The sequence below is a fragment of the Micromonospora sp. RV43 genome (assembly GCF_001029515.1).
Lineage (GTDB): Bacteria > Actinomycetota > Actinomycetes > Mycobacteriales > Micromonosporaceae > Micromonospora > Micromonospora aurantiaca.
In genome coordinates this window covers 1-6,835 of the sequence record NZ_LEKG01000262.1, presented here as the reverse complement: position 1 = coordinate 6,835, position 6,835 = coordinate 1, and the positions used below count along the sequence as shown (strand labels likewise).

Here is a 6,835-nt window from a genome sequence, read left to right as displayed (position 1 = left end):
ACTCCTGCGGCTGCATCTGCGGGCCGTAGTCCCAGATCAGGGTGTTGCGCCACCGCGGCCGGGTGCCCTCGAACGCCTGACGGACGATGAAGTCGAACGCGCCGATCACGCCGGCGGCGTTGCCGTACGCGGCGTTGCCCTTGACCTCGGCGATGTAGTTGCCGCCCACAGTGCGCCCGCACACCGATCCGGACTCGCACCAGCTGTCGTAGTCGTCTGCGGCGATGCCCACCCGGTCGGCGACCGACGCGGTCTGCTGGAAGTCGTCGGCCACGATCGTGGTGGTCGGCTTGCCGTTCGCGCCGGCGGTGGTCAACTCCCCACCCATGCAGGCCCGCGACTAACGATCTTGTGAAAACTGGCGCTAAGGGTTGGTGGCTGGCGGTCCGCGGTCGTTCTGTAGTTTGGCTCGACCAACTTCGCCAGGAGCAGCGGGAGTCAGGTCGAGCCTGACTCCCGCTCGTATCGTTGAGCAGGCCATGGCGGATCAGGTGCGATGGGAAGACCCGTCCCGGTACTACGAGGCGTTGGGGCGGATCATGTCCGCTCTGCGCGGCAGCGGGGTCCTCAATGGCGCTCGGTACATCGACTGGTGGCCTGGCTCGGGCGGGTTCACCTGGAAGATCGAGTGGCAGGGCGGCCCGACCGCCGCCGAAGCCGCCGAGATAGTCCTGCGGCTCGACGAGAACGACCCGGCCGGGTGCGCGCTGCGCGGCGTTGTCCGTTGGGGCGAGGAGGGCAACCAACACAATGCGCACCTGGTCGTGCTCGACGTGCCGGTCGCGCTGCGCGCGTTGGCCCCGCTTGGCGTTCGCGAGGTGATCCGCCGCATAGGCCGTCGGCACAGCAACGCCAGCAGCCGTAGGGCGACTCGTCGCCGTCGACGCCCTGCCCCGCGCTGCCCGCCCCCTCGGGTCGCCCGGCTGGCAGCGGGAAAGTGACTGCTGAACACGGTTCGTCTGGGGTTGGTCCGTGGGTCAGCGGCGCCTTGGCGGTGAGGTGTCGAGCAGTTCGGTGACCTCGGCGAGGGCGACGGCTCCGGGTTTGACGTAGCGCATTGCGGTGCGTGGGTTACGCCACCGCCCTTTCGCCATGATCAGTTGCAGGCCGGCGTTGGCCTCGCCGAGATGGGTGGCTGCGGAGTGGCGTAGCTGGTGCAGGTCCCAGCCCGGCGTGGCGTTGGTGCGCGTGTACCGGTCGAGCAGGATGCGGGCGCGGTCGTAGCCGAGGCGGGCTCGGCCGGTGTGCGGGCACATGTCCCTGGCTGCCGGGCGGCGGGCCGGTCCGGGGCGGCGTTCGGACAGGAAGACCGGGCCGCGGTCGCGGCCGCGGATGAGTCGGGGCAGCAGGTGCGCGGTGCCGGAGGCCCAGTACACGTACTCGATGTCGCCGCCCTTGGAGGTGACCCGGGCGCGGCGGGCGTCGGGCTCCAGGTCCTCGATGTTCAGGGCGAGGATTTCGCCGGCTCGGGCGGTGGTCTCGTAGAGCATCCGCCACAGGGTCTTCTCCCGCAGCGGCACGTCTCGGCGGGTCAGCAGCCGCTCGATCGCGGCGCGGTCGAGCGCGCGGGTCTCGTCACGACGCTCGGGTTGACGCTCCAGGCTGGTGGGCAGCCGCGGCGACGGGTATCCGTTCTTGGCGCACCAGGCGAGGAACGAGCTGACGGCGGCGCGGCGCTGGTTCCATGTCGACGGCGCGGCGGCGGCCCACAGTGCCGTCAGTGCTTGGCCGAGTTCGTCGCCGGTGACGTCGGCCAGACGCCGGTCGGCGCCGACACGCGCGGCCACCCGGTCCAGGACTCCGGCGTACGAGCGGCGGGTGGTGGGCCTGCGGCAGCGGGCCGAAGCGAGGAACCGGTCGACCGCGATCCGCACGGCGACAGTCGCCTTGTCGGCGCTCATGACACACTCCGTCTGATGTACCGGATAACGTGCGTGAGTCGCGCACGATCGACGCGAGCGGTCCCCCTGGTCCTGGTCGATGCCGGTCGGCTCATGTACCGGATAATAGGCTGTTATCTGATCGAAATGCAGCTCCTTCGAAAGGGGCGAGGGTCAAATGCGCCGGTTTAGCGGCGAATCCCCCCGGAACGCATCAGATGACTCACCTACGGCCGGTTGGCCCTTTGCGCAGGTGGTGCCAGACGCAAATGCAATCAGCAACTTCCATGCCTCTATGGCCTCTGGCAGCATCGGCCAGGTCCACATCACAGTAAGGAGGGTGATCAATGCGAAGAGTGATGCACCGGGTGGGGCGTCGCGCAAGCGCGGTCCTGCTCGTCGTCGTCTCCGTCCTGGCCGTCACCGTCGCGCCCGCGGCTGCGCAGGACCGACAGGGCGAGGCCGATCCCGCTGCCTCGTCCGACCTCTTCCGCGCCGATGAGCGAGGTGCCTTGGCGAGGTTGGCCCTGGCGAAGTCGAGCCCGCCGCAGACCATGGCCGCCATCGTCTACGCGGACATCAACTGCTACAACGTTCCCACCGTGTACGTGAAGGACAAGGGCTGGGGGGTCGACGCCCAGGCCAACAAGCAACTGGAGGTCTTCCGGGACCTGTTCATCGACGGCCAGTGGTGGAAGACCACGACGAACTGGCCGTACACCTCGTCGACCGGGTCGTGGAGCACACCGACCGGGGACCATGGGACCCTGATCCGCAAGCGGCACATGCTGTGGGTGACGGCGTACTACAAGGCGACCAACGGGTACATCGGCCGGGCCACCGACTACTGCGACATGTAGTCAGCGGCCAGTGCAGCGCGGCGATGGGAGCGACGATGATCGACGAGAACCCCGCCAACGACCCGACCCGCGAGTGGGTGGTCGGCGGTCCGGATGTGGCGTTCGACGCTCGGGCCCTGCTGCGCAAGCTCGACAGCACCGGCCGCAACATCGTCAGCCACCTGGCCGCGCGTCCCGGCCGGCCAGCCGCCGCGGGCGACGTCGCGGCCGCCATCGGCGTGCCAGCGCGGGATGTCGAGGACGGCGTTGCCTGGATCAACAAACTCGCCGAGGCGTTGGGCTACCTGCCTCTGGTGGTCCGTTCCGACTCCGCGCTGCTCATGTCCGCCCACACCTGCGATGTTGCGCGGCAGGCACTGATCGACGCGCAACGCTGACCCAGCGTCCGGCAGGGGAGCAGTAAGCCTTGTCAGGTGGCCTACTGCTCCCCGGCCGATTCGTTCCTCTGGCGCCGGTCGTGAAACCGTCTACGGATCCGGCCCGGCCACCAGAGCAGCGCCAGCAGCACCACAGCCACCACCACGGCGGGCAGGAGCAGGCGCAGCGCGGAGATCAGCAGCGTCGGAAAGTCCATGATCACCTGCTCCCGAGTTCCCGGTGAAGGGCCTCCAGCGTACCGGCCGGTGTCGTCAACGGCTCATCGTCGCTTCGTGCACCCGCAGCGCAGGGACATTCGTCGGCGTCGAGCTGGGCGCTGGCTGGACGTGGGCTGCGGCACTGACCCAGTTCCGGGTGGGCTGGTCGCACGGTCAGCCGTCGTCCGGGTCGGGCTGGTCGGGGTCGCGCAGGGCGCGGCGGCCGTCGGCGTCGAGGTCGGGCGGGGTGAAACTGTAGTGGCCGTGGACGTTGACGTGCTTGAACCAGTAGGGATGCAGGCGGGCGACGTCGGCATCACGCACCGGGTAGCCATCGGCGCGAAGTTTGGCCAGGATCCGGTCCAGGTACACGGTGTTCCACAGCGTGATCGCGTTGACGACCAGGCCGAGCGCGCCGAGCTGGTCTTCCATTCCGGCGTGGTATGCCTCGCGCAGCTCGCCCTTGCGGCCGTGGAAGACGTGCTTGGCGAGGCCGTGGCGTTCCTCCTGGAGGTTGCGGATCCGCTTGATGTCGCGCCGGTAGCCCTCCCGGTCGGCGTAGGACAGTACGTGCAGCGTTTTGAAGATCCGGCCGAAATGCGCGAGTGCGTCGCCGAGCTGGGTGGGGTTGCCGCCGTGCTGAAGCATCCGCATCACGTCGGAGGCGCTGATCGCGCCGGAGTGCACCGAGGCGGCGATCCGGCAGATGTCCGGCCAGTGCCGGCGGATCTTCGCCAGGTCGACCTTTCCGCGCGCCGCGGTGTTCAGGGGCCCGTAGTCGGCGCTCGGGTTGACCCGCCACAGCTTCTGGTCGGGCAGCCCGGCAAGCTCCGGGCGGTAGTCCACGCCGAGGAGCTTGAGCAGGCCGAACACCATGTCGGAGTAAGAGCCGGTGTCGGAGACGAACACCTCCGGCCGTGCCCCGCCGTCGCGGCGGTACATCAGGTCCACCGCGTACAGGGAGTCCTTCGGGGTGCCGGACAACACCATGCCCGCGATCCCCACCCCCTGATCGTTGATCATATTGAGGTAGGTGGCGCCGCGTTTGCGGCCGAAGTACTTCGGGTTCGGCCGGGCGTGGATCGAGCGCACCGGCACCACGAACCGGGTGCCGTCGACGGCGGCGACCAGCCCGCCGCCCCACACCTCGGCCGTGCCGATCCCGGCCTGCCCGCTGATCAGCACCGCGTTGGCCACGGCGTGGGTGTCGGCGCGGACATAGTTCTGGTACACGTGGCTGATCCGCGAGCGGGTCAGCGCCGGGTTCCCCGGCGTGATGACCGGCTTCCAGCCGACGTTGAGGGCTTGGGCGGTGAGCACCGCCGCGAGGGTCAGGTCCATGCCGGCGTCCAGGCGGGCGCCGCCGGAGACGTGGGTGTAGGCGGCGGCGAAGCCCGGTTGCCAGCCCATCACCTCCAGCAGCAGCTCGCCGATGTCGACCTCTGGCATCATCGCCTCGCAGCGCTCCCGCAGCTCGGCCAGGGAGTCCGGCTCGGGCACAGCCCTCACCGCGGCGACGCGCACCCGGCCCTCGTCGTCGACCGTCACATCCCCGACGTCTACCCGCTGCGCCATGTGCTTCTACATGCCGTCCAGCTCGGCCGCGTAAACGTCGAGGAGGCCGGCCGGGTCGTCGGGGAGCTGGAGGGAGTCCAGCAGGTCCGCGCGCCGGGCCTGCCACGCCGCACCCGACAGCAGCAGCGCCCGCGGGTCGGCCCAGCGTGAGGAGGCGGCGGCGAAGATGTCACGGCGGCGTAGCCGCTGGTGGAACTGGTCGAGCACACAGAACACGTAGGCGACCTTGTCCACCGTCTCCGCCGGCCGGTCCTTGCGCAGCACCAGGTCCCGCCAACCGGGGGTGATCACCTCGATGACGACCTTGCGGGCGTCCAGATAACCGGCCGGCACCCGCTTGGTCGCGTCGGCGTCGAGCAGGTCCGGCAGACTGGTCAGCGCGTACAGCACCGGCGCGGCGTCCGTGGTGGCCCCGAAATCGATGGTGGTGGCCAGCAGCCGAATGAACCTCCTTACCAGGGGATAGCGGGTCAACAACGCCGCCCGCCACTCACCGTCCGGATCGACGCCCGGCGGCACCGCCTGGTGCACCCGCTCGACCGCGCCGCGCAGCTCCGCCCGGGAAGCCACGTCCTCGATCGCGTCCCACAACCGCGCGACCGTCAGATCCTCGCCCCAATCCTCGGACTCCAGCAGCACCGCCACCGCCGCAGCCAGCTTGGACGCGTCACGGGCCACCCGCGGGTACCGCTTGGCCTTGTCGGCGTTGGACTGACGCTCGGCGCGGGCGAGCAACTCGCTCGTCATGATCACATCGAAGAGTTCCAAGGCATCATCGGTGGCCTTGGCCTCCAGGTACACCACCGTCGACAACAACGTCGCCAGCCGCTTCGGGTACGGACTCGTCCGGCGCAGGTCCGTAGCATTCGCCGCCATACCGCGGCGGGCCAGGTCCACCACCCGCCGCCGCGGCACCACACCCAGGTCCACCTCCCCGAGACCGATCTCGGCGACCTCAGCCACCCGCTTCAACGCGCCGGCCATCGCCTTGCCGGTGCGGTCGACCGGACCCTGGCGTAGCTTCTCCAGCGGCGAGACCCGCCGCCCCGGCGGCACCTCGACCAGGTTCAGGAGCAGACCGGCCTGCCGCGCGGTCACCTTCGCCGCCAGGGTCGTCCACAGCCGCTCGTGTGACAGGCGGACCACCCGGGCCACCAGGCGCTCCAGCTCCCGTACCGCAGGCAGCAGCACCTGGCGGGCCAGCAACCACGCCAGCACCCCATCAAAGATCACCTTCGGGCCCGCGCCCGTAGTCCACGCCCGATGATCAATCCAGGCGGTCAGGTCCTCGCGGACGTCAGCGAACTCCCGCCACCCGTCCGCCACGATGATCTCCCGGCGATGCTCCCATTTCGTGTTCGCCCGCTCCACGTACCTCTTTACACACGAGGCGTCCGCGATCTCCAGCTGGGCGGCCAGCATGTCCAGCACCACCGACGGCACATCGATCGGATCGTCCAGGAACGTGCCCAGATACCGCACCGTCGTCAACTGCAACGCGAACCCCAGCCGGTTGCCGTCACCCCGACGCCTGGCCAGCAACACCCGGTCAGCGTCATCGAGGAAGAAGAACCGCTCCAGATCCTCCACCGACGGCGGACCCTCGAAACACCCGTACGCCGCGACCTGCCGCGCCGACAGGAACGACCTCTCGTTCCCATCTCCGACCTGCTCGCCCACACCAAACATGGACGATCAAACTACGCGACATCCACCACGTCCAATACCCCCTCCGCCGGACCTGACCTCAACCCAAGTTCTTAACGCCAGTTTTCGCAAGATCGTTAGTCGCGGGCCATGCACGTCCAGGACGAGGGACGCTGCGTCTTCGCTTGCGCCACGCAGGCCTGCAACCCGGTCCCGGCCGGGCCGGTCAGGCCCTTCCACGACGGCGCGGCCGACGCCGCGCCGGGCAGGACCGCCGCGATCGACACGACCGTCAGCC

Annotated in this window: 8 protein-coding genes; 3 read left to right on the top strand and 5 right to left on the bottom strand. The window is 69.3% G+C overall.

Features of this window, described 5'->3' with window-relative positions; genetic code table 11:
* Positions 1-328, bottom strand: a 328-nt coding sequence (locus tag ABD52_RS35235) for a hypothetical protein (RefSeq protein WP_047894582.1), incomplete at its 3' end; no start/stop codon positions are given.
* A gap of 151 nt (positions 329-479) precedes the next feature.
* Here ABD52_RS35235 and ABD52_RS35230 point away from each other — a divergent pair.
* A complete protein-coding gene (locus tag ABD52_RS35230; RefSeq protein WP_047894581.1) occupies positions 480-941 on the top strand; it encodes a hypothetical protein in 462 nt (153 codons plus the stop codon).
* A 36-nt stretch (positions 942-977) separates the two neighbouring features.
* On the opposite strand, the gene ABD52_RS35225 is transcribed toward ABD52_RS35230, so the two are convergent.
* Positions 978-1,901 (bottom strand): site-specific integrase, encoded by a 924-nt coding sequence (locus ABD52_RS35225; protein WP_047894580.1) that lies wholly within the window; start codon positions 1,899-1,901, stop codon positions 978-980.
* 326 nt (positions 1,902-2,227) lie between these two features.
* Here ABD52_RS35225 and ABD52_RS35220 point away from each other — a divergent pair, with 326 nt between their 5' ends.
* Complete coding sequence (locus tag ABD52_RS35220) at positions 2,228-2,740, top strand: hypothetical protein (protein ID WP_152748364.1); 513 nt, start codon at positions 2,228-2,230, stop codon at positions 2,738-2,740.
* A gap of 35 nt (positions 2,741-2,775) precedes the next feature.
* Positions 2,776-3,117, top strand: coding sequence for a hypothetical protein (locus ABD52_RS35215; RefSeq protein WP_047894578.1), 342 nt, complete (start codon positions 2,776-2,778; stop codon positions 3,115-3,117).
* Positions 3,118-3,158: 41 nt separating this feature from the next.
* Here ABD52_RS35215 and ABD52_RS39960 read toward each other — a convergent pair whose 3' ends face one another.
* The 3 genes from ABD52_RS39960 to ABD52_RS40400 all read right to left on the bottom strand — a co-directional run bounded on the left by ABD52_RS39960 (position 3,159) and on the right by ABD52_RS40400 (position 6,579).
* Complete coding sequence (locus tag ABD52_RS39960; protein WP_161801656.1) at positions 3,159-3,314, bottom strand: hypothetical protein; 156 nt, start codon at positions 3,312-3,314, stop codon at positions 3,159-3,161.
* A gap of 175 nt (positions 3,315-3,489) precedes the next feature.
* Positions 3,490-4,890: a Tn3 family transposase gene (locus ABD52_RS40405; RefSeq protein ID WP_200905285.1), complete on the bottom strand. Its 1,401-nt coding sequence runs from the start codon at positions 4,888-4,890 to the stop codon at positions 3,490-3,492.
* Between the two features lie 6 nt (positions 4,891-4,896).
* Positions 4,897-6,579 carry a DUF4158 domain-containing protein gene (locus ABD52_RS40400; protein ID WP_278090664.1) on the bottom strand — a complete coding sequence of 561 codons (1,683 nt, stop codon included), beginning with the start codon at positions 6,577-6,579 and terminating at the stop codon, positions 4,897-4,899.
* Positions 6,580-6,835 lie beyond the last annotated feature (256 nt).